Source organism: Acetobacter fallax (genome assembly GCF_011516735.1).
Taxonomy (GTDB): domain Bacteria; phylum Pseudomonadota; class Alphaproteobacteria; order Acetobacterales; family Acetobacteraceae; genus Acetobacter; species Acetobacter fallax.
Window position 1 is genome coordinate 1 of record NZ_WOSX01000029.1, and the last position, 21,190, is coordinate 21,190.

The following is a 21,190-nucleotide window of genomic DNA, read 5'->3' on the forward strand; positions in this document are numbered from 1 at the left end:
TACTGCGCTCGGGTGATTTCAGTCCAGGCCATCTTGATCTCATCAGGTTATCGCAAACCCATGAATCATAACCCGCTGAAATCACTCAACTCATTTTCGGTCAGACACTAAGAGAAAAGAAGTCCATCAGGCAGCCCACAGCCACCCTGCGGCGTCACATTCCAGCGCCCGTGCCAATGCCCCGGCGAACCAGTCTCCTTCATGACACGTCGATACGCCGGATAATACACCATGAACTTCAACAGCCGGAAAACACCTGGCTCACACTCAAAAGAAACGACAACACAATCACCGCCAGAAAACCGACCACCAGCAACGCACGATCTCTCCCCGGCATCCGTCACATCGTTGTCAGCCTCTCCACACACCCACCCGGATCGAACACAGACTCATCCGCAACACCATATTCACAAGAATACAGAACAAAGAAACAAAACTTCACACCCGCGTGAGCCGCCCGCCCACACGGCAACCCGCTCCTCTCACACACGTAACAAACCGAAGCCCGTCACCGGATGCATCCCCGGCAACGCTCCTGACGAAAACCCCCGTTACACCCCCGTCGCGTCACGCCCGGAAAGGCCCGCCCGAACCATGACCAGCACCGCTTCCGGAATCCCCCGCCGCACCATCCTCCAGGGCAGTGCCGCCACCACCGTGCTGGCCTGCACCCGCGCCGAAACCCGGCCCGTCACCCACCCGGAAACCGGCCCCACACCACCCCCGCCACCAGGCGTCCCCACCACCGCCGTCAGCCTGACGATCAACACCACCCGCTACAGCCTCGCCGTCGACAACCGCACCACCCTGCTCGACCTGCTGCGCGAACGCCTCGAACTCACCGGTGCGAAAAAAGGCTGCGATCACGGCCAGTGCGGCGCCTGCACCGTCCTCGTCAACGGCCGCCGGACCCTCTCCTGCCTCACCCTCGCCCTCCGACATGAAGGCGACAGCATCACCACCATCGAAGGCCTCGGCCAGCCCGGCAACCTCCACCCGCTCCAGGCCGCCTTTCTTCACCACGACGGCTTCCAGTGCGGCTACTGCACCCCCGGCCAGATCTGCTCCGCCGCCGGCATGCTTGCCGAATGGCGTAACGGCAGCCCCAGCCTCCACACCAGCCCGGACAATCCGCACCCCGGACTCACCGACGACGAACTGCGCGAGCGCATGTCCGGCAATCTCTGCCGCTGCAGCGCCTACCCCAACATCGCCGACGCCATCCGCACCGTCGCGGAACAGTCCGCATGAAAACCTTCACCTACACCCGCGCCAGCACCGTCGCCGAAGCCGCGAAACGCGCCACCCCGGCCGGGGCCATGCCAATCGCCGGCGGCACAAATCTGCTCGACCTCGCCAAACCCGAGCTCATAAACCCCGACCAGATCATCGACATCACCCGCCTCCCTGACCTGAACACCGTGACCCGAACCAGCGACGGCACCGTCCATATCGGCGCCCTCGTCCCCAATGCCGATCTCGCCGCCCACCCCCTCATCCGCCAGCACTATCCGGTGCTCTCCCGCGCCATCCTCTCCGGCGCCTCTCCCCAGATCCGCAACATGGCCACCACCGGCGGCAACCTCCTGCAACGCACCCGCTGCATCCCGTTCTATGACCCCGCCGCCCGCTGCAACAAACGCACTCCCGGCGCCGGATGCGACGCCCTGCATGGCCCCAACCGCATGAACGCCATCCTCGGCGGCAGCCCCTCCTGCATCGCCGTCAACCCCTCCGACATGGCCGTCGCCCTGCGCGTGCTCGACGCCACCATCCACGTCACCACTGCCGCAGGCACCACCCGAACCATCCCCATCGCCGACTTCCATCTCCTGCCCGGCAACACCCCTGATCACGAAACACGGCTCGAACGCGGCGACATCATCACCGGCCTCACCCTTCCGCCACCGCCTCCCGGACGCCAGGTTTACCGAAAGGTCCGGGACCGCGCCTCCTATGCCTTCGCGCTGGTCTCTGTCGCCGCGATCATCGACGCCGACCCGACACCCGACGCCTCACCCCATATCCGCTCCGCACGCTTCGCCCTTGGCGGCATCGCCACAAAACCGTGGCGCATCCCCGCCGCCGAAGCCGCCCTCGCCGACCAGCCTCTCACCCGCGACGCCCTGAACCGCGCCGCCGACCTCACCCTCGCCGGCGCCAGCGGCCACGGCGAAAACGACTTCAAAATCCCCCTCGCCCGCCGGACCCTCACCCACGTCATCGCCCACACCGCCCGCAATCCCATCCCCATGGATCCGTCCGGAGCAACCTGAGCCATGCAACTCCGGTCCGGTGTCCGGAACTCCGGCGGGCTCTGGGCAGCGTCCCGGCCGCATCAGACAGACAACCCCACCGGCAAACCATCCCCCGGGCTCCACACAAACCCGGCAGGGACCAGAGGCCCCCGCCCTCCGGTTTGTAAAACATAATGACACCCGGAGCCCCCACACTCCGGCGGCCCCCGAGCCTTCCTCACAAACCCCGACAGCGAGTCCCGCCCGATGACCGACACCCTCCCCAAAGCCCCGCTCGACACCCCCTTCGGCCCCGGCATCGACCGCGTCGAAGGCCCCCTCAAAGTCACCGGAACCGCCCCCTACGCCAACGAACACACTGCCCGCCGCATCGGCAGCCCGACACACCCCCTTGTCGGCTTCATGGTGCTCTCCACCATCGCGAAAGGCCGCCTCGTCAGCCTCGACACAACCGCGGCCCGAACCAGCCCCGGCGTCCGCCTCGTCCTCACCCGCGACAACGCCCCGCCCCAGAACGACTGGGGGCCTCTCGTCGCCAGAGACCGCTTCGCCCGCTCCCAGCCCGCCCTGCACGATGACCGCATCCGCTTCTTCGGACAGCCCGTCGCCCTCGTCGTCGCCGATACGCTCGAAACCGCCCGCGCCGCCGCGCAAACCATCAGCGCGACATACGAACCCGAAACACCCGCCGTCACACTCGACGAAAAAACCGCCATCATCCCGCCAACCCTGAACGGCTTCAAACCCACCCGCACCAGTATCGGGGATTTCAGAAACAGCTATGCGGCATCAGCCGCGAAACTCGACGTCACCTACGAAACCCCCCACCAGAGCCACGCCCAGATGGAACCCCACGCAACCACCGCCCTGTGGGACGCAAACGGCGAACACGTCACCCTGTGGACCTCGAACCAGATCCTCAACTCCGCGCAGAAAGGCATCGCCAGCACCCTGCAACTGAAACCCGAACAGGTCCGCATCGTCGGCCTCTATGTCGGCGGTGGCTTCGGCGGCAAACTCCCCTGGTTCGATGACGCCCTCCTCGCCGCCATCGCCGCCCGCATGCTGAAATGCCCCGTCCGCGTCGCCATGACCCGGCAGCAGATGTTCACCGCCACCACCCACCGCACCGCCACACGCCAGCGCATCCGCATCGGCGCGGCGCGTGACGGTCACCTCCGCGCCATCGCCCACGACGCCCTCTCCCACTGCGCCTCCTTCGACAACTTCGTGGAAGACACAACAACCATCACACGCGGCCTCTACGGTGCCGATGCCATCACCACCTCAGCGCTGCTCAACAAGCTCGACCTCCCCCGCTCGGACTCCATGCGCGCCCCCGGCGACGCCGTCGGCATGATCGCCCTCGAATGTGGTCTCGACGAAATCGCCCACACTCTCGGAATGGACCCCGTCGCCCTCCGCCTCGCCAACGACACACAAACCGACCCGACCGCGAAACGCCCCTTCAGCAGCCGCAAACTCGCCGAATGTCTCCGCACCGGCGCCACCCGCTTCAACTGGTCCGCCCGCAACCCCACACCTGGCCAGCACCGCGAAGGCGAATGGCTCATCGGCACCGGCATGGCGTCAGCGATGCGCTACAACCTCGTCCGTCCCTCCCAGGCCGAAATCATCCTGAGCCAGACAGGACATCTCACTGTCCGCATGGCCATGACCGACCCGGGAACCGGCACCATCACCATCCTCGCCCGGATTGCCTCCGAAGCCACAGGCATCCCACCCGATCGCATCACCGTCACCATCGGCGACACCGATTTCCCGCCCGCCGCAGGCTCCGGCGGCTCCTTCGGGGCCGAAAGCGCCGGCTCCGCCCTCTACAACGCCTGCGAAACCCTCCGCCTGCGCCTCGCCCGGACCGCCACCACCGAGAATGGTCCCCTCGCAAACATCCCGCTCAGCACACTCTCCTTCTCAAACGCCAGCCTCACGAACGGCACAAAAACCATCCCCCTCACTCAACTCGTCCCCCGCGACGGCCTCACCACCCAGGGCAGCATCAAACCCGGCAACGAGGCGAAAGACTGGTCACAGGCTTCCTTCGGCGCCCATTTCGCCGAAGTTGCCGTCAGCGCTGTCACTGGCGAAACCCGCGTCCGCCGCATGACCGGCGTCTTCGCCTGCGGCCGCATCCTCAACGCCCGCACCGCCCGCTCCCAGGCCATCGGCGGCATGATCTGGGGAATTTCAGCTGCCCTGTTCGAAGCCAACCCCGTCGATCCGCGATCCGGCCAGTTCACAGCCCGTGATCTCGCAAATTACCACGTCGCCAGCCACGCCGACGCCCCGCATATTGACGCCACCTTCCTCCCCGAAGATGAACCCGTCTCAAACCCCCTGCACATCAAAGGCATCGGCGAAGTCGGCATCTGCGGCGCCCCGGCCGCCATCGGCAACGCCATCTTCAACGCCACCGGCATCCGCATCCGCAACTTCCCCATCACCCCCGACAAACTCCTCCCCCACCTTCCGGAAATCTCCCTCTGACGCCCCGGACCAGGCCATAAACCGCCCCTCCTGCCGGGGAGCGGAGCAGAGCCCTGAAAACGAAACATACCTGTGATCTGAAAGACATGTTCCAGGAACACCCAGCCCTCTGCCCAACTCCCGCTTTTTGAAACAGGGGATCTGTTATCATGACGTTTTCACATGTGATTTTTCAAAGGTCCGGTAGCAGCACGGGCTCCGCCCGAACCCGGAAGGAGTCGCGGACCCCTTCACCCCGATCTGTTGACAATAAAATGGTTTCCAAAGGTCTGCGACCTTTGGTGGGTTCCAGGGCAAAGCCCTGGGAAGGAGCCAACACATTATACCAGAGGGTCTGGCCTTTGACCTGTGTGAGACTGGCTGGTGCGGGAGTGGCAGGGCTCTGCCCTGGAACCCGGCAAAGGCCCGCCTTTGCAAACCGTTTTATGATCAGCAAACCGGGGTGCAGGGGCCGCCCGATCAGTGGAGCATGAAACCCGGCCTCGCAGGCGGCGGATCTCACCCCGATATCGGCCTCTCCAGCCTCATCTCTTCAGAAAAACAATCACCCGACCCATCTCAGCGCCTGGATTTTCCAATATCCTCAAACCGGACATTCTGAACCGGATACAAACTCCAGTCCTTATAATCGAAATGCCACCACTCATCATGAAGCGGAAAAAACCCTTCCTGCACCATGGCTTTCCGTAAAATTTCGCGCGAAGCCCGCTCCTCAGCCGTTCCACCCGGATAGTCGGAAAAAGCCCGTTCCGTCATCTCATCATACCCGCTCGGCATCGAAACCGGCTGACCGGTGCGAAGGTCATACAACGTCAGATCAACCGCACACCCCCGGTTATGCATCGAGCCAGGCTCCGGGTTCGCAACAAAATTATGCTTGTCCGGAGGCGTCGCATCCCAGAACAGCTTCGTCACATACCACGGTCTGTAAGCATCAAAAATCAGCAGCCCATATCCCTGCAACCGAAGCACCGCCAGAACACGCACCAAAGCTTCCGCCGCCGGACGCTCCATAAAAGCATGAGACGAGGAATAAACCGGCGTCCCAAGAAAATTCCGTGACGTGGCATACCGAACATCAAAACGAAAACCCGATGCAATCCCGGAAAGATCAACCAGATCAGGCGCCCTCATGCCCGGCGCCGGCACAGGCGCCTCAGCATGCAATGCCTCCCGCATCAGTTCGGCTACAGGTCTGACCGGCGTAATACGAAAGACTTTCGCCACATTACTCTCCTCCGCCCGAACCACACCGACAGAAAACAGACAGACAACAAAAGCCAGTCCCGGCAAACACTTTTTCATTCAGTCACTCTCTTCAGCCACCATAACCCGACACAAACGCCCGGCTCCAGAATGTTGCCACACCGAATCCATCATCACACTAAAACCCGCATCACCCAAACAGCAAGGCCCGTATTACCATCTCCAGACCCGCATCACCCGCCAGCGCCCGCCCCCCGATCGCCCCGACCGGAACCACCGACAACGCCGAAACCAGCCACGCCGCCCGCACATCCTTCAGCCGCCCCAGAGGCACCGATCCCTCAAAACAAAACCCCGTCTCCAGCAACCGCCCCCGTGACGTCCCCGGTAACGCCCCGTCCGCAACCGGCGGCGTCACCACCATCCCGTCCAGCAGAAACACCACATTCGCCGCACTCGCCTCCGCCACAACGCCTCCGACGCCCGGCAGCAGCGCATCGTCAAACCCCGCCGCCGCCGCCTCCATCCGCGTCATCACCGAAGGCAGATAATTCAGCGACTTCACCCGCGCCAGCGGCGACGCCCCGTCCCGCACATACCGGCTCACCCCCAGCCGGATCGTCCGCGCAGCCCCGCCCGATACAGGCGGCGCCCAGGTCAGCAACACCGTCGGACGAACATCCCCGGGCGGCATCACCCCGCGCGGCCCGCACCCCCGCGTCACTGTCAGCCGTAGCGACCCGTTCCGAACCCTGAGAGCATCCACAAGATCCGCAATCGCACCGCGCAAAACCCCCGGCTCCGGACAGGACAGCATCAGAACCGAACACCCGTCCGCCAGCCGCGACAGATGCCGCTCCAGCCGGGGCACAACCCCGTCCACCAGCCACATCGTCTCAAACAGCCCGTCCCCCAGAAGAAACCCCCGGTCCGAAGGATCAATCCGCGCTTCCGAAACCGGCAGCAGCCGCCCGTTCAGCCATACGAGACTCATGTCGCCCTCCGTCTCCGGAACTCAAAATCCGGCACACCAGTCAGCCGACAAACAGGCCGCCCCCCAAAGATCATCACAGGCAGACTGTCCGACCTGTCAACACCCGCCGGAAAACACATCCAGCAACGGCGCCACCTTCAGCATCATCTCCTCATACTCCCGCTCAGGATCAGATAACCAGGTAATCCCGCCGCCAGCCCCGACCAAAAGCCGCCTCCCCACCAGTGAAATGCTGCGAATCACAACGGAACTGTCCAGCGCCCCGTCCCGCCCGATCCGGAACACACTCCCGCAATACGCCCCCCGCGCCGATCCCTCGAGCGCGTCAATAATCTCCATCGCCCGCCGCTTCGGAGCCCCCGTCACCGACCCAGGCGGCAACGTCGCCCGCAACAGATCCACCGCATCCAGACCACCCCGCAAACGCCCCCGCACACACGACACCAGATGATGCAGATGCCTGAACCGCTCCACCCCGCATAATTGCGGCACAGACACCGACCCGATCTCACACACCCGACCAATGTCGTTGCGCATCAGATCCGTAATCATCAGGTTCTCAGCATTCTCTTTCTCATCAGCTGCCAGCGCTGCCGCAAACCCCGCAGCCTCCGCCTCACTCGCACCCGACGGCGCCGTCCCCTTGATCGGCCGCGTCTCAATTCCCCCGTCCGCCGCCATCGACACAAACCGCTCCACCGACGCACTCAGCAGCGAAAACCCCGGCGTCCGCAAATACGCCCCGAACGGCGCCGGAGACCCCTCCCGCAACGCCAGATAAGCCGCCATGTCATCAAACCCGACCGGCACCTCCGCCTGCCACCGCATCGTCAGATTGGCCTGAAAAATATCCCCCGCGCCAATAAACCGAACAACCTCCCGAACCGCCTCAAGCCACGCGTCCCGCCCCATATCCGCCCGAAACGACAACCACGGAACCGCGCCGAAACCCCCGGCCACCACCCGCAAATCCGGCGCCCCCCTCCCCCGCCCGCTCACCCACCAGACCCTCCGCTCCAGCCGGTCAAACACCAAGGCCTCCTCATAAGAGGCCGCCACAAGCTCAGGCGCGGTCAGGTCACCCGCGGCCCGATGCCGCGATACAACACCCTCCAGCCGCATCCCCGCCTCATAGGACGCCAGTCCGATCACCCCACCCGAAAACGGCAATCCCGAGATGTCATCACCACAAATCCGCGCCCGCATCTCCCGGAGATGCTCCCGCACATCCCCCGAAACCACCTCCCCGTTTCGCCATACCCCGCCATCCCGACACAGCAGCGTCTCTACCGGCCACGGACACAAAAACGACCACCGCGCCCGCTCCCCGGCCGCATCCCCACCACTATCCGCAAACGCTATCCACGGCTCACCCGCAAACGCAGACAAAGCAGCACCGGGCTCAACCCAGCCCAACTCCACCACCCGCACCCCGACACGCATCCCCGCACACCCCTTTCCGGCACCAGACCCCTGATACAAAAACCGCGCCGGAAAAGCACACCGGCCGGCCCGCGAAACCAGCCCCTGCCATCATCCCAGCCCACGGCCTCAGAAGGAAACCATCCTGTAAGTTCGTCCCCGGCGCCGCCGGCCATGTCGGAGCCGCTGCCACCCCGCCCGGCTGCCCCGGCCTCACCAGATGGCGCACACCTCCGCAAACCCTCTCACGCAACGAAACCGGGACGCACAAAACCGCAGTCCCCGCCAGGTCCTGACAGCGTCCGCCCTGACACCAGCCGACAACATCCACACACGACACTCCGGACACGACACCCGGGGCACGCACCCGGCCAACCCCCTGTCACATCCTCCCGTTTCGTGTACCCTCCCCACCCACCCGGACCCTCACTGGAGAAAACACATGCTGATCGATCTCAAAGGACGCACAGCCATCGTCACCGGCTCCACCGGCGGCATCGGCCTCGCCATCGCGAAAGGCCTCGCCGCAGCCGGTGCCCGGGTCGTGGTCAACGGTCGCCGCGCCGATGCCGTCGAACGCGCCGTCCAGGCCGTCTCAGACGCAGGCACCGCCCCCGCCATCGGCTACACCGGCGATCTCGGCACCGCCGAAGGATGCGCGGCCCTCATCAAAGCCCACCCGACCTGTGACATTCTCATCAATAATCTCGGCATTTTCGAACCCAAAGAATTCTTCGACATTCCCGACGAAGACTGGACCCGCTTCTTCGAAATCAACATCATGTCCGGTGTCCGCCTCTCCCGCGCCTACGCCCCGGCTATGAAAACAAGGAACCAGGGCCGCATCGTCTTCATCTCATCTGAATCCGCCTTCAACATTCCCGTCGAGATGGTCCATTACGGCTTCAGCAAAACCGCCCAGGTCTCCATCGCCCGCGGTCTCGCCGAAACTCTGGTCGGAACCGGAGTCACCGTAAACTCCGTCCTCCCCGGCCCGACCCTCTCCGAAGGCCTCGAACAGATGCTGAAACCAGCTCAGGAAAAATCCGGTAAACCAATCACGGAAGTCGCGGCGGAGTTCGTCATGGAACACCGCCCCTCCTCCATCATCCGCCGCGCCGCAACGGTGGAAGAAGTCGCAAATATGGTCGTCTATCTCTGCTCACCCCAGGCCTCCGCCACAACCGGCGCCGCCGTCCGCGTCGATGGCGGCGTGATCAGCAGCATCTGATCCCCGCCCCAAACCCGGACAAAGGTCACAGACCTTTGCAAAGGCTCTGTTGTCGTTAAGTGTTGATCTGTGATTTTTCAAAGGGTTAGAAAAAGATCGGGCTCTGCCCGAACCCGGAAGGGGTCGCGGACCCCTTCACCCCAATCTGTTGATAAATAAGCATATTTCCAAAGGTCTGTGACCTTTGGTCAGTTCCAGGGCAAAGCCCTGGGAAGGAACCAACACTTAACGACAACAGAGCCTTTGGAAACCATTTTATTATTAATCAAGAGGAGTGCAGGGGCCCGCGGTCCCTGCCGGGTCCGGGCAGAGCCCGGATTCCGCCAGCCCTTTCAAAGTCATGATGCCCGACGCGGACGTGCCTGTTGTGCAACTGTCATGCAACGAACCCTGATCCGGCATTTCATCTGGCTCCTGATCGTGGCCTGACCCCGCTGCGCCGCGAAGGCGTGCTGATCATCAGCAGTGGCCAGAGCTACCACAACATGAATGGCTTTTTCGGACGCGCATCGGACCCTGACGCTGAAGCGTTCGACGCCTGACTGCGGGCGGTCATGCCTGATCCGGCCCGTCGTGACGCCGCTCTGGTGGAACGGGCGTCAACGATCGGCGCGCGATGCACACCCGCATGAGGATCATCTCCTGCCGCTCATGGTCGCCGCAGGTGCCGCGACCGGTGAACCGGGCATCGTGGATTTCCATGGCCACGCCCCGGGAAAATCCATCTCCGGGTTCCGCTTCGGCTGATCCCCGGCAAACCACAATCTCCCCGTAAAAAAGGATACACCACACCAGAAAATCCATTAAAAAACCAGAATTACAGCAGGTAAAATCGTTACAAAACTGAATTTTATTCGAATAACAGATGATATTTATAAGGCATATATTATACACGATGAATAAATTACATTCACTATGTCTGTCTGTTCAGTGACATACATCATAGCCTCCCAAATCCACCACACCGATGATCGCCCAGACGGATCAGTCTCCGGTCCGCAAAATCCACAAAATGGAAATCACACGATTATGCCAAAGAATGTCGTAAATCCGGAATTTCTTCCCGTTCTGGCGAAAATGCCGTCTTTCGATGGCCTCTCGGAGCGCTCACTCCCAGAAGTGCGTGAAATTTTCCTCACCGCCGTCCGCCTCATAGAGGGCAGGCCCTCACCTGACGTCGAGAGCACGGAAAACTATATTCCAGGCCTCAACAACGCCCCTGATGTCCGCGTTCTGTCCTGGAGCCCTCGCAAAACCACCCCCGATGCGCCCGCCATGGTCTATATCCACGGCGGCGGTCTCGTCTCCGGACACCCGGAAGTCGATGATCCCAAATGCCAGATCCTCGCCAGCCGCCTCGGCATGCACATCTTCTCGGTCGATTATCGCCTGGCCCCGGAAGTGAAATATCCCGGCGCCATCGAAGACTGTTACGCCGTGCTGAAATGGGTCCATGACAACGCCGCCCGCCTCGGCATCAACCGCGACAAGGTCGTGGTCGCCGGTGAAAGCGCCGGCGGCGGCCTCAGCGCCGCTCTCTCTCTGATGGCCCGCGACAAAGGCGAATACAAACTCGCGTATCAGGTGCTGATCTACCCGATGCTTGATGACCGCACAGCGACAAAGCAGAATCCGCCCCCGGCTTTCGGTGAATATGTCTGGACCCGTTCCGCGAACAAATTCGCCTGGCAGGCCTATCTTGGTGACGCCGCCGGCGGCGATAAAACACCCGCTTACGCCTCCGCCGCCCGCGCGACAGACCTCACAGGCCTGCCCCCCACCTTCATCGGCGTCGGCTCAATGGATCTCTTCCTGTGCGAGGATCTGGACTATGCCACCCGTCTGATGGCCGCCAGCGTCCCGACCGAAGTCTCCGTCGTCCCCGGCGCCTACCATGTGTTCGATATGTTCGTGCCCGGGGCCGAACTCTCAGAACGCTTCATGGATTCCTACTGCGCCGCCCTCAAACGCACCCTGAACCTCTGACACTCCCCCGAAACAGGCCCTTACAGCCTCCATCATCTCAGGGCCTGACCTCGTCAGCCCTGAGCCCCCGGTCAGCACTCAGTAAACGGGCGAAATCGTCGAAACAGTCTTGTCGTTCTTCGTGATGCACAGGGGAGAAAGCTCGCATAAGACTGTATCCCCCCCCCCCCCCCACAGCCCCGACCGGCAAACCCCGGTCATCAGCCAGCGGTCCGTGAGTCCCCGCCAGCCGCATCACCCGGCACATCAATCCCCATTTCCATCAGCCGCTCCCGGACCCGCGCCCGCAACACATCATCTCCGTCCGCCCCCAGTTGCTCCAGCGACCGGTCCATCGCCAGCAGAATGTCAGACGTCGCATCCACAACCGCTTTCCGCCACCAGCCCAGAGCCTCGTCAACCAGCCCCGCTTCCGCCAGCGCCGTCGCATAATTATGCTGCCCGCGATAATCCCCACCCTCAGCCGAGCGCCGATACCATTCCAGCGCCGCCGCCGGGTTCCGCTCCGTCTCCCAGCCCTCCTCAAGAAACCGGCCCAGAATGTTCATGGATTTCGCATGACCCTTCCCCGCCGCCTCGCTGAACAGCGCAAAAGCCCGCGCCCGGTCCGCCGGCATCCCCAGCCCGCGTAACGTCAGAATGCCAAGATTATACCGCCCCCACTCATCCCCAAGCGCGGCAGCCCGCCCGTAATGCACCGCCGCCAGCGCCAGGTCCTTCCCGCACCCCCGCCCGAAATGATGACACCGCCCCAGCATATTATGCGCCGGCCCGAACCCCGCATCCGCCGCAATGGAAAACCAGCCCATCGCCGCCTTCGGATCGCTGGCCATATACTCACAATCAAGCAGCGCCTGACCCCACTGAACCTGCGCCAGAGGATCACCCTTCAGCGCCCCGATCCGGATCGCCTCAATATGCTCAGGAAGCGGCCCCCGCCCGACCCGAGGCCGCGCGGAACGACGCAGGGCGGAAAACATGAAACAGCCTGCCAGATGTTATTGCGAGACAATCGCATTATCATCTCAACTCTGCCCAGGCAAGCGACAGACTCTCCTCCGCCCTGACACCACGCACATCAGCGAACAGGCGAAATCGCTGAAACTGCCTTATCGTTCTTCGTGATGCACAGATGAGGAAAACTCACACAAGAGTCCATGTCCCTGCAATGACAGGACATAATATGATCGATCCCACCATTCGAAACCTCCCGGTTGATCCCAAAGTGGACATAACTCACCTCCCTGATCGGAACACAGGTCCTGATGAAAGTCCGGGCACCTTCCGGAGTCACCCAATAACCGCAGATCCCAAAGGTCTGAACGGCTGACTCACCATATCCATGTGCACGAATTTCTCCGCATTCTCCCGCAAACCAGCTTCAGTAAAGCTGATGATGCAGGGCGAAAGACCCGGAACCGCGTCTGCCGTCAGAGTTGTATCGAAATTATTGCCCCGGAGCACAACATCCCGGCCTTCCGGCAGAGCTTCGATCACCATCTCCGATTCCGGAATAAAGTTCCGGCAGGTAATACCAGAGGTTGTGAAGACTGACCTGTCGATGAGAGCATCCGGGCAGAGCCCGGATTCTGCTAACCCTTTGAAAAATCACAGATCAACACGGAACGATAACAGAGCCTCTGCCGGGTCCCAGGGCAACGCCCTGAAGCAGGACAACCACAGAAAATCGGGAATGTTTCACACCAAAAGCCTGGGCTCTGCCCGAACCCGTAAAGGGTCGCAGACCCTTTGATCCACGTTTGTCAGACCAACTGGCCTCAGGAAAATCCCGCGCCCTGCGTCGCGACATCCAGCGTAAAAATCGCATCCTGAGCACACATAAACAACCGGTCCCGCTGCGTCCCGCCAAACGTCAGATTGGAAATCCCGCGCGGCAGACGCAACCGCCCGATCCGTTTTCCCGCCGGATTAAAAACCAGCACCCCGCAAAGCCCGACCGGACCACTCGTCCCCACCCAGATATTCCCCGCCACATCCGCCCGAACCCCGTCAGCGATCAGCGCCCGACCACCCACCATCATGTCACAGAACACACGCTGCCCCGACAACATCCCGGCCGAAACATCAAATGCATAAATGGGAAAAGCCTCATTCGCCCCGCCCCCCTTCCGCCCGCTCGACACCACATAAAGCGTCTTCCCGTCAGGCGAAAAACAAAGACCGTTCGGCCCGAACAGCTGCCCTTCGGAAAGAACCGCCGCGACCTCACCCGTTTTCGGATCAACCCGATAAACCCGCCCCGGCTGCGAAACCCTGCCCCCCATCTCCGTCAGAACTTCGGCATCCAGATCCCACCGCACCGTCCCGCCGCCGGGACCAGCCGGCGCATCAGGATGCCCTTCCCACAACCGGTCGCCAAATGGCGGATCGGTAAACCACACGCCCCCATCAGGATGAACCACCACATCATTCGGAGAATTCAGATGCTTCCCCTCACAGGCATCCGCCAGCACCTGGCACCGCCCGTCATGTTCCCACCGGATGACCCGCCTCAATCCGTGCTCGCAGCTTATCAGCCGACCGTCCGCATCAAACGTATTCCCGTTTGAATGATAACTTTCCTTCCGAAACACCGCCATCGTGCGCTCATTGTCGGAATACCGATACTGCACACTGCCAATCACATCACTGACCAGCAGAAACCGCCCCTCAACACACCAGGCCGGCCCCTCCAGCCATTTCACATCCCCCCGCCAGGCCTGCGTCAACAACGCATTCCCATAGAGCAGATCACGAAAAGACGGATCTTCGACAATAATATCCGGATCAGGCGCATATCCCACCGGCGCCCCGTCCCCCCACATCCGGGGCGGCGCACTCACAACATCCGGCGGTGTGACAACAGCAACAGCCTCAGACGCAGGCCCTCTGGCGCTCGCTTTTTCAAAACCAGCCAGTACCCCGGCAAACATCGCGCAGACTGACCTCCTGCCAGTCTGAAAAATCCGTTCAGAATTCGTTTTTTCCGTCACCCTGATACCCCGTAACCATTTCCGGTCTGAACCGTCAGCATACCAGCCTTCACGATACATCCCGTCTTTCCGGTCCCGATGACAGACGCATCAGCCCGAAACAGCGTCAGAGCAGGAAACACCTGCCCGAAAACCCCTTAAAGATCGCACCACTGCCGCATCAGGTTATGATAAACATTCACCAGCCCCAAGACTGCCACATCATCATCCGGCAGCCGTGACCGCAAATCCATAATCCTCTGATCAAAATCGAACAGAAGACGCCGCTGACTGTCCTCACGCACCATCGACTGCGTCCAGAAAAAAGACGCCCAGCGGCTCCCCCGCGTTACCGGCTGCACAGAATGCAGGACCGTCGTGTCATAAACAATCATGTCTCCCGCGGGCAGTTTCACCTCCCGCGTCCCGGACTCATCGTAAATCACCAGTTCCCCACCATCATATTCGTCAGGATCGGTCAGAAACAGTGTCGATGACACATCCGTCCTGATCCGCAATCCGCCGGAGTCCGGGACCGGACGCACCGCATTGTCCACATGAGCCCGAAACTCCATGCCCACATCATAACGATTGAAAAGCGGCGGCACGACACGCAGCGGAATCACTGCGCTGTTAAACAACACATTCCGCCCCAATGCCCGCAAAATAAGTTCCGCCAGTTCCCGATGCTCAGGATGATTCAGAGGCAACTGAAGATTATTCTTCGCCCGAGCCGATTGCTGTCCCGCCGTCACCTTTCCATCGCCCCAGGATGCAGCCTCCAGAACAGAACAACAGCGCGCCAGTTCCTCTTTCGTCAGCACATCCGGAATATGAAGCAACATTTTCGTTTCCCCCTGACCGCCTCGCAAAGCGACAACAACCATTCTGTAAGCACCATGTCAGACACTTTCAGGCAACACACTCCGGCCCGCATCCATAAAGCGTCACCCACACCGCCCGGGCATCCGCACCGGACAGCCCGTCAGCCTCGCCATCACCGATTCAGATCCGAAACAAAAAAGTCCATAAAACTCCGGACTTTTCACCCCCGTATCCAAACGTCCCGGCAACATCCCAAACAGTTTCATACGCCCGGCAACAAACAAAAATCCCCGCACCAGGGCGGGGACATCTCTGCTTTCTCGTTTGCGTCAGAAACCCTGTCAGACCCACCACACCAGAGGCCACAATGCCCGTCACCTCCGCAGCATCACCAGGAGCCAGCCCGCAACACACTCATTCCGAAATAAATAAACGTGCCAGGAATGTCACAACAGCCCCCATTACACCCGCCACCGAACCCCCTGCCCGTTCCGGAAAACCAGCCGAACAGAAGTCCCCGAAATCAGTCACCCTGGCCAGGAGCCAGATGCTGCACCCGGGACGCACGACCGGCAGAGTCGTAATAGATCACACTGTCTCCACGCCGCTGCGCATACCCGTCAGGCTTGCCGTCCTTCGACCAGAACAGCAGCCGGTCCAGATCAGGCTGTTCCTGAATCCGATCTCCCGCCGGACGGCTGATATAGCTGTAATCCTTCCGCACCCGCGTCGCATTGATGCGCGATGCCATCGCATGCATGTCCGGCCCCGATTTGTCGTCGTCGCCCCCTTCGCCACCACCGCCACCGCCGTCTCCGCCACCACCCGGCGGCTGAGCCAGAACCGGCCCGGCCATCAGACAGACCAGAAGCGCCGCACCACATCCACGCCACAGCAATTTGCGTCTCACTGTCCCATCCTTCTCAGCCAGTCGCCAGACATCACAGATCATTCTCACCCGGTTTTCGCCGGACAGGCAACAAACCACCCCGTCACAAACCTCATGTCAGAACTGCACTGTCACAAGCGGCGCAGCCCCGCCAGTAAAAAGACCACCACGCTAAGCACGGCAATCCAGAAAGAAACCGGCCAGTCCGTCCACCATGACAGCGTCAGCCCACCCCAGGCCTCGCCCAGCGCCAGCCCGGTCGCACACAGAATGCCGACTGGCGGCGCCAGCCCCATCCGCTGCGCCGCCGCCCCTGGTCCCACCATCAGCGTAAAGACGAGCAGCACGCCGGTAATCTGGGCACACTCCGCTGTCGCCGCCCCCACAAGCATCAGAAACAGCGTCGAGACCAGCCGCAGACTGACACCCCGCGCCTCCGCCAGTTCCGGCTGCAAACTGGCAAACAGCAGCGGCCGCGACAACAGCCCCAGAACCACCAGCCCCGCCACCGCCGAAGCCGCCAGCGAGGCCAGCATCCCCCCGCTCACCCCCAGCACATTACCAAACAGCAGCGCCGTCGCCGTAGCCGCAGACCGCGTCAGCAAATGCAGAAACAACACCCCGAAACCCATGGCCAGCGACAACACCATCCCGATCGCCACATCCCGCTCTCCCGTGTCGCGACCTGTCAGCCCCATCGCCCCGCCAGCCACAACCGCTGCTCCAAGCAGCCCCGCCAGCGGCGAGATCCCGGCCAGCGCCGCCCCTGCCGCTCCGGCAAAGGCAATATGAGACAGCGCATGCCCCGCGAAACTCTGCCCCCGAAGCACCAGAAACCAGCCCACCGGGCCAGCCAGCAATGCCACACAGGCCGAAGCTGCGAACGCCATGCGCATGAAGTCATAAGCCAGCATCAGAGCCCGTCCGCACTCACCAGAACCCGGCCCGACGGTGCATGACACACCTCCACCGGCGCCCCGTACAAGGCCGACAACACCTCACTCGTCACCACCTCATCCACCGGCCCGATCCGCGCCTGACCACGCGCCAGACACAGCACGGTATCCATCACCCCCATCAACGGATTGATGTCATGCGCCGAGCAGATCACCGTCATCTCCCGCTTCCGCGCCACATCCCGCAGCAGAAGCGCCATCTCCCGCATCCGCGCCGGATCCAGACTGGCCAGCGGCTCATCCAGCAACAGCAGACGCGGCGACCCCAGCAACGCCTGCGCAATCAGCAACCGCTGCCGCTCCCCGCCCGAGAGCGACCCAAGCCGCCGGTCCGCCAGCGACACGGCATCCACCGCTTCCAGCACCGCCTCGATTTCTGCATAACCGGCACGCGAAACCCACGGCACGCCCCATTTTCCGCCATCAAATCCGGACGCGAGCAAATCACGTCCGGTCAGCGTCGCCCCGTTCGGCGTCCGGCTCTGCGGCATATACCCGATGCTGCGGCTTCCCCGTGTCACAGCATCGCCAAACAGCATGATGTCGCCACTCTCAACCTGTACCAGACCAAGCAACGCCCGCAGAAATGTCGTCTTCCCCGCCCCGTTCGGACCAAACAGCCCTACAAAACTTCCGGCCTCAACGGTCAGACTGATATCCGACAAAATCGCGTGGCTGCCCACATCAAGCGTCACTCCACGACAGCAAACCGCACTCCCGCGCCTCCCCGGTGCTTTTATCACTGCGCTCTGCCAGCCCCAACTGGCTGTTCCAGTGCCTTTTCAAGCGAATCAAGGATATGCGTCATCCATCCCTGCCAGTGCAGTCCGGGCGGCAAAGTCTCCGTAACAGCAACGCAGGGCACCCCAACCTGATGAGCAATCCCCAGAAGCCGCGATGCAGACGGTGTCACCGTCTGCTCGTTATAAATGAGAACCCGCAGCCGCCCCCCACGCAGACCACTCTCAAACCGCGCCACCTCCGCAGGTCCAGGCTCGACATCATTCATCACAGCAAGCTGGAAAGCATCATCCTCCATCACCAGTCCCAGGGCCGAAGCCAGATGGCCCAGAAGTGGCTCCGTCGCGGAAACCCGCATCCCGGCAAACCGGCGCCGCATCGTCGCTATCCGCTCATCCAGCGCCACCACATCATGACCCAGCGAGGAAACGCGTTCATCGACACCAGACCCGGATCCGGCGCCATGCAACGCCGCCGCGAAAGCAACCGCAACCTTCGCCACATTGTCCGGATCGAACCACAAATGCTGATTGTCGCCGTCGCGCCAGCCCACCACGTCAGCTACACGAATAAACCGCGTGCCCTGATCCTGAGGACGCGCCAGAACCAGCCGGTCCACCCACGGATCAAACCCGGCACCATTGGCAATGACGATCGCCGCCCCGGCAATCGCCCTCGCCGTCCCTGGCGTCGGCTCAAAAAGATGAGGATCAATGTCCGGCGAACTGATAATACTGGTTACAGAAACATCCCGACCACCGATCTGCGCAGCCACGTCGCCCCAGACATTCTCCGCGGCAACCACCGGCATCACGCCCTCTGCACGCGCAACGACAGGCGCCTGCATGACAACACAAAAAAACAGGGATCGGACCACAAACCGGGACAGCCACATGGGCACGAGCCTGTAGAGAGAATGTTATATTATATCAACTCAAAACAGCCATCCGGACGGCAGGGATGGGCAGCGCTTCCAACATGCCCTACAATACCAGACAGCATGACGAAAACGCCCATTCCAGCCCTGGACCGTTTTTCCGACCGCACGGAGAGACTCCTCGACCGTGCCGACCGCCTGTGTGCCGCAAAAAACGTCAAACTTACGGCACTGCGCCGCCAGATTCTCGGCATCATGCTCACCTCGGATCAGCCACTTGGTGCCTACGACCTGCTTGATCGTCTGCAAACCAGTCACCCGGGCGCCGCACCGCCGACCGTTTACCGAACTCTCGATTTTCTTCTCGAAACCGGGCTGATCCACAAAATTGAGCGTTTATCCTCTTTCGTGCCCTGCACGCACACACTCGATCATGATCACAGCCATGACAGCAACGGCATCCACGCAACCCAGTTCCTGATCTGCGGCCTGTGCTCTCATGTCACCGAACTGGAAGAGCCGACTATTCTCTCAGCCATTCTCGAAGCTTCACAAAATGTCGGCTTCAGAGTGCGACAATCCACTATCGAAATCGAGGGCGTCTGCGCTTCCTGCAGCGCAACACCGCCAGCAGCAGGCCCGGATCAGAGTAAAGAAAGCCGGCGGACATCCCGCTGATGGCCCGGCACCGGAGCCCCTTGCAAGGCGTGTTTGATCTCATCGAAACAGAAATCAGACCGGCAGAGCCGCGATCAGCAGGGAAGCCGCTCCTCCCCGGAGGCCCGATATCCCAACCTGACCACCCCGATCTGTTTTCAGCTCCCCCCTCAGCCCCCATACTGCCCGCCGGTCCGCCTGAACCGAACTTACCGGAGCACAAAACCACCGAGCCCGTTTACTTTGTCCTCTCCCCGGTCCGGATCAGGCAATTTATTGCTACAGCAAGCAGCAACACACTCGACCACTGGCTATATTACTGCACTGACGACACCGGGGGAGCCCGCGAAGCTCATGCAAACGGTCTTATCCCGAACGCCGACGAACCTCCCATTCTGCGCGAAGCCGGCGCTGTCACCTCATGGCTGGCTCATTTCGACGAAGACGGACCAGACGATGACATGGAAGCAGGTGAACCGACCATCTTCCGCCTCAGACGCAGCCTCGTCAGAAGCGTCATTGAAACCGATCCGGATGCACCGCAGCAGCCAGGCAAAAGACATTATCTGCTCACAGGAGACAGGCTGAGTGACTGAAACACCATCTGCAATCAGAACAGCCGTCCCTCTCGCCGAAGTCCTGCGAGGAGGACGCGTTGAATCCATCCATTTCGGCTCAGTCGCTGTCGTCGACGACAGTGGAAGCATCCTCCTGTCTCTCGGTGACATCGAAACCCCTGTCTATCCCCGCTCAACAACCAAGGCTCTCCAGGCACTTTCCCTCGTGGAATCAGGCGCTGCTGATCATTACAACCTCACCGACCAGGAACTCGCGCTCGCCTGCGCCTCCCACCGTGGCGAGCCCGAACATGCCGCAACCGCACGCCAGATGCTCGAACGTGCGGGTCGCGACGAGGCTTCTCTGGAATGCGGAGTCCACTGGCCAACAAACGCCGCGGCAACCCGCGCTCTCGCTGCCACTGGCATCGCCCCCTGCGCACTCCATAACAACTGCTCAGGCAAACACGCTGGTTTCATCTGCACTGCCTGTGCCGAAAACATCGACCCGACAGGCTATATCTCCCCCGAACACCCGATCATGCAGCGCGTCACCCGGACTCTGGCCGAAATAACTGGCATTCCGCATACTGCCGCCAACCGCGGCATCGATGGCTGCTCCATCCCGACCTACGCTATCCCGCTCCGGGCCCTGGCTCTCGCCTTCGCCAGATTCGGAACAGGAAAAACTCTTTCCTCCGACCGCGCCACCAGTGCCAGCCGCCTGCGCAAAGCCGTTGCCGCAGCGCCCTTCATGATCAGTGGCACAGGCGGTTTCGACACGCGCGTCATGCAGGAACTCGGCACAAAAGCTTTTACTAAAATCGGCGCAGAAGGTGTGCTGATCGCAAGTCTGCCACAGACAGGGCTGGGCATCGCAATCAAGTGCCAGGACGGAGCTCTGCGTGGCGCTGAAGCCGCCATGGCCGCTCTCCTCCGTCGTTTCGGAGGCAGTGATTTTGCAACAAATCCAGTCCTGAACGACCTTACCCGAAAAGAACTTCGGAACTGGAACGATATCCTCATAGGTGAAATTCGCGCTTCAGCGCACCTGACTCCTGTGAGCGAGATATAATTTCCCGGATGCAGACAGTTTTTTATTCCAACCCTG

The 21,190-nt window shown here is 61.7% G+C and carries 21 protein-coding genes; 10 read left to right on the plus strand and 11 right to left on the minus strand.

Annotated features, from left to right (window positions below; genetic code table 11):
- The first annotated feature begins 231 nt into the window (after positions 1-231).
- The 3 genes from GOB85_RS19700 to GOB85_RS13195 all read left to right on the plus strand — a co-directional run bounded on the left by GOB85_RS19700 (position 232) and on the right by GOB85_RS13195 (position 4,766).
- On the plus strand, positions 232-1,251 hold the full coding sequence (locus GOB85_RS19700; protein WP_338421738.1) for a 2Fe-2S iron-sulfur cluster-binding protein: 1,020 nt from the start codon (positions 232-234) through the stop codon (positions 1,249-1,251).
- Positions 1,248-2,276 carry an FAD binding domain-containing protein gene (locus GOB85_RS13190; protein WP_173577987.1) on the plus strand — a complete coding sequence of 343 codons (1,029 nt, stop codon included), beginning with the start codon at positions 1,248-1,250 and terminating at the stop codon, positions 2,274-2,276. The genes GOB85_RS19700 and GOB85_RS13190 overlap by 4 nt, the downstream gene beginning before the upstream one ends.
- Before the next feature lie 228 nt (positions 2,277-2,504).
- A complete protein-coding gene (locus tag GOB85_RS13195; protein WP_173577986.1) occupies positions 2,505-4,766 on the plus strand; it encodes a xanthine dehydrogenase family protein molybdopterin-binding subunit in 2,262 nt (753 codons plus the stop codon).
- A 558-nt stretch (positions 4,767-5,324) separates the two neighbouring features.
- Here the strand turns inward: GOB85_RS13195 and GOB85_RS13200 are convergent.
- The 3 genes from GOB85_RS13200 to GOB85_RS13210 all read right to left on the minus strand — a co-directional run bounded on the left by GOB85_RS13200 (position 5,325) and on the right by GOB85_RS13210 (position 8,409).
- Complete coding sequence (locus GOB85_RS13200) at positions 5,325-6,071, minus strand: M15 family metallopeptidase (RefSeq protein ID WP_173577985.1); 747 nt, start codon at positions 6,069-6,071, stop codon at positions 5,325-5,327.
- A 91-nt stretch (positions 6,072-6,162) separates the two neighbouring features.
- Entirely contained in the window at positions 6,163-6,966 is an 804-nt protein-coding gene (locus GOB85_RS13205; protein WP_173577984.1) for an aminotransferase class IV, read from the minus strand.
- Between the two features lie 96 nt (positions 6,967-7,062).
- On the minus strand, positions 7,063-8,409 hold the full coding sequence (locus GOB85_RS13210) for an anthranilate synthase component I family protein (RefSeq protein ID WP_173577983.1): 1,347 nt from the start codon (positions 8,407-8,409) through the stop codon (positions 7,063-7,065).
- Between the two features lie 421 nt (positions 8,410-8,830).
- Here GOB85_RS13210 and GOB85_RS13215 point away from each other — a divergent pair, with 421 nt between their 5' ends.
- From GOB85_RS13215 to GOB85_RS13230, 4 genes are all read left to right on the plus strand, one after another.
- Positions 8,831-9,619: an SDR family NAD(P)-dependent oxidoreductase gene (locus tag GOB85_RS13215; protein WP_173577982.1), complete on the plus strand. Its 789-nt coding sequence runs from the start codon at positions 8,831-8,833 to the stop codon at positions 9,617-9,619.
- 365 nt (positions 9,620-9,984) lie between these two features.
- The gene (locus GOB85_RS13220) at positions 9,985-10,161 is read left to right on the plus strand and encodes a hypothetical protein (RefSeq protein WP_173578999.1); all 177 of its coding nucleotides are present in this window, start codon (positions 9,985-9,987) and stop codon (positions 10,159-10,161) included.
- Entirely contained in the window at positions 10,109-10,366 is a 258-nt protein-coding gene (locus GOB85_RS13225) for a hypothetical protein (RefSeq protein WP_173577981.1), read from the plus strand. The genes GOB85_RS13220 and GOB85_RS13225 overlap by 53 nt, the downstream gene beginning before the upstream one ends.
- A gap of 282 nt (positions 10,367-10,648) precedes the next feature.
- Complete coding sequence (locus GOB85_RS13230) at positions 10,649-11,605, plus strand: alpha/beta hydrolase (RefSeq protein ID WP_173577980.1); 957 nt, start codon at positions 10,649-10,651, stop codon at positions 11,603-11,605.
- A 200-nt stretch (positions 11,606-11,805) separates the two neighbouring features.
- On the opposite strand, the gene GOB85_RS13235 is transcribed toward GOB85_RS13230, so the two are convergent.
- The 8 genes from GOB85_RS13235 to GOB85_RS13270 form a co-directional block, all read right to left on the minus strand.
- Positions 11,806-12,585 carry a tetratricopeptide repeat protein gene (locus GOB85_RS13235; RefSeq protein WP_173577979.1) on the minus strand — a complete coding sequence of 260 codons (780 nt, stop codon included), beginning with the start codon at positions 12,583-12,585 and terminating at the stop codon, positions 11,806-11,808.
- Positions 12,586-12,895: 310 nt separating this feature from the next.
- Positions 12,896-13,105 carry a hypothetical protein gene (locus GOB85_RS13240; RefSeq protein ID WP_173577978.1) on the minus strand — a complete coding sequence of 70 codons (210 nt, stop codon included), beginning with the start codon at positions 13,103-13,105 and terminating at the stop codon, positions 12,896-12,898.
- Between the two features lie 278 nt (positions 13,106-13,383).
- On the minus strand, positions 13,384-14,538 hold the full coding sequence (locus GOB85_RS13245) for an SMP-30/gluconolactonase/LRE family protein (RefSeq protein WP_173577977.1): 1,155 nt from the start codon (positions 14,536-14,538) through the stop codon (positions 13,384-13,386).
- 197 nt (positions 14,539-14,735) lie between these two features.
- Entirely contained in the window at positions 14,736-15,422 is a 687-nt protein-coding gene (locus GOB85_RS13250) for a Fe2+-dependent dioxygenase (RefSeq protein WP_173577976.1), read from the minus strand.
- Positions 15,423-15,925: 503 nt separating this feature from the next.
- Positions 15,926-16,312: a hypothetical protein gene (locus tag GOB85_RS13255; RefSeq protein WP_338421737.1), complete on the minus strand. Its 387-nt coding sequence runs from the start codon at positions 16,310-16,312 to the stop codon at positions 15,926-15,928.
- A 110-nt stretch (positions 16,313-16,422) separates the two neighbouring features.
- Entirely contained in the window at positions 16,423-17,205 is a 783-nt protein-coding gene (locus GOB85_RS13260; protein ID WP_173577975.1) for a metal ABC transporter permease, read from the minus strand.
- The gene (locus tag GOB85_RS13265) at positions 17,205-17,942 is read right to left on the minus strand and encodes an ATP-binding cassette domain-containing protein (protein WP_173577974.1); all 738 of its coding nucleotides are present in this window, start codon (positions 17,940-17,942) and stop codon (positions 17,205-17,207) included. The genes GOB85_RS13260 and GOB85_RS13265 overlap by 1 nt, the downstream gene beginning before the upstream one ends.
- A gap of 44 nt (positions 17,943-17,986) precedes the next feature.
- Entirely contained in the window at positions 17,987-18,883 is an 897-nt protein-coding gene (locus GOB85_RS13270) for a metal ABC transporter solute-binding protein, Zn/Mn family (protein WP_173577973.1), read from the minus strand.
- A 105-nt stretch (positions 18,884-18,988) separates the two neighbouring features.
- On the opposite strand from GOB85_RS13270, the gene GOB85_RS13275 reads away from it, so the two are divergent.
- From GOB85_RS13275 to GOB85_RS13285, 3 genes are read left to right on the plus strand one after another with little or no spacing between them, the layout of a single operon-like run.
- Entirely contained in the window at positions 18,989-19,543 is a 555-nt protein-coding gene (locus tag GOB85_RS13275) for a transcriptional repressor (protein ID WP_173577972.1), read from the plus strand.
- 29 nt (positions 19,544-19,572) lie between these two features.
- The gene (locus tag GOB85_RS13280) at positions 19,573-20,118 is read left to right on the plus strand and encodes a hypothetical protein (RefSeq protein WP_173577971.1); all 546 of its coding nucleotides are present in this window, start codon (positions 19,573-19,575) and stop codon (positions 20,116-20,118) included.
- Complete coding sequence (locus GOB85_RS13285) at positions 20,111-21,154, plus strand: asparaginase (RefSeq protein WP_338421735.1); 1,044 nt, start codon at positions 20,111-20,113, stop codon at positions 21,152-21,154. The genes GOB85_RS13280 and GOB85_RS13285 overlap by 8 nt, the downstream gene beginning before the upstream one ends.
- Positions 21,155-21,190 lie beyond the last annotated feature (36 nt).

Coding starts and splice junctions, on each gene's coding strand:
- GOB85_RS19700 (WP_338421738.1), top strand. CDS start 232: ATGAACTTCAACAGCCGGAAAACACCTGGCTCACACTCAAAAGAAACG.
- GOB85_RS13215 (WP_173577982.1), top strand. CDS start 8,831: ATGCTGATCGATCTCAAAGGACGCACAGCCATCGTCACCGGCTCCACC.
- GOB85_RS13210 (WP_173577983.1), bottom strand. CDS start 8,409: ATGCGTGTCGGGGTGCGGGTGGTGGAGTTGGGCTGGGTTGAGCCCGGT.
- GOB85_RS13200 (WP_173577985.1), bottom strand. CDS start 6,071: ATGAAAAAGTGTTTGCCGGGACTGGCTTTTGTTGTCTGTCTGTTTTCT.
- GOB85_RS13245 (WP_173577977.1), bottom strand. CDS start 14,538: ATGTTTGCCGGGGTACTGGCTGGTTTTGAAAAAGCGAGCGCCAGAGGG.
- GOB85_RS13195 (WP_173577986.1), top strand. CDS start 2,505: ATGACCGACACCCTCCCCAAAGCCCCGCTCGACACCCCCTTCGGCCCC.
- GOB85_RS13225 (WP_173577981.1), top strand. CDS start 10,109: ATGGCTTTTTCGGACGCGCATCGGACCCTGACGCTGAAGCGTTCGACG.
- GOB85_RS13235 (WP_173577979.1), bottom strand. CDS start 12,585: ATGTTTTCCGCCCTGCGTCGTTCCGCGCGGCCTCGGGTCGGGCGGGGG.
- GOB85_RS13240 (WP_173577978.1), bottom strand. CDS start 13,105: ATGGTGATCGAAGCTCTGCCGGAAGGCCGGGATGTTGTGCTCCGGGGC.
- GOB85_RS13270 (WP_173577973.1), bottom strand. CDS start 18,883: ATGTGGCTGTCCCGGTTTGTGGTCCGATCCCTGTTTTTTTGTGTTGTC.
- GOB85_RS13190 (WP_173577987.1), top strand. CDS start 1,248: ATGAAAACCTTCACCTACACCCGCGCCAGCACCGTCGCCGAAGCCGCG.
- GOB85_RS13230 (WP_173577980.1), top strand. CDS start 10,649: ATGCCAAAGAATGTCGTAAATCCGGAATTTCTTCCCGTTCTGGCGAAA.
- GOB85_RS13260 (WP_173577975.1), bottom strand. CDS start 17,205: ATGCTGGCTTATGACTTCATGCGCATGGCGTTCGCAGCTTCGGCCTGT.
- GOB85_RS13275 (WP_173577972.1), top strand. CDS start 18,989: ATGACGAAAACGCCCATTCCAGCCCTGGACCGTTTTTCCGACCGCACG.
- GOB85_RS13250 (WP_173577976.1), bottom strand. CDS start 15,422: ATGTTGCTTCATATTCCGGATGTGCTGACGAAAGAGGAACTGGCGCGC.
- GOB85_RS13205 (WP_173577984.1), bottom strand. CDS start 6,966: ATGAGTCTCGTATGGCTGAACGGGCGGCTGCTGCCGGTTTCGGAAGCG.